General features: G+C 61.8%; 1 pseudogene. It reads right to left on the bottom strand.

The window, feature by feature from the left end:
- Nucleotides 1-220, bottom strand: a pseudogene (locus AF337_RS44340) (3-keto-5-aminohexanoate cleavage protein); the annotation flags it as partial.

Genomic DNA, 220 nt, shown 5'->3' with positions numbered 1-220 from the left:
GTATCGTCCAAGAACAAAGAGCACGGGAATGGTGCGCCAGGGTATGAGGCCGCGCGTCTGCATGTCCGCAAGCACTACAGCCTCGGAGGGATCGTAGAGTATGATCTGGGGGAGTACACCCTCCCGCGCCATCCAGGCCAGGAGATCGGCGAAAGCAGCTTCGAACGAGGCGTCCGGGACAAGTTCCCGTAGCGCGAGTGACACCGCTTCCGGGCATGTC

The organism is Rhizobium ecuadorense, from assembly GCF_001187535.1.
Classification (GTDB): Bacteria; Pseudomonadota; Alphaproteobacteria; order Rhizobiales; family Rhizobiaceae; genus Rhizobium; species Rhizobium ecuadorense.
The sequence above is the reverse complement of the archived record's forward strand: the minus strand, read 5'-3'. Positions and strand labels throughout refer to the sequence as shown.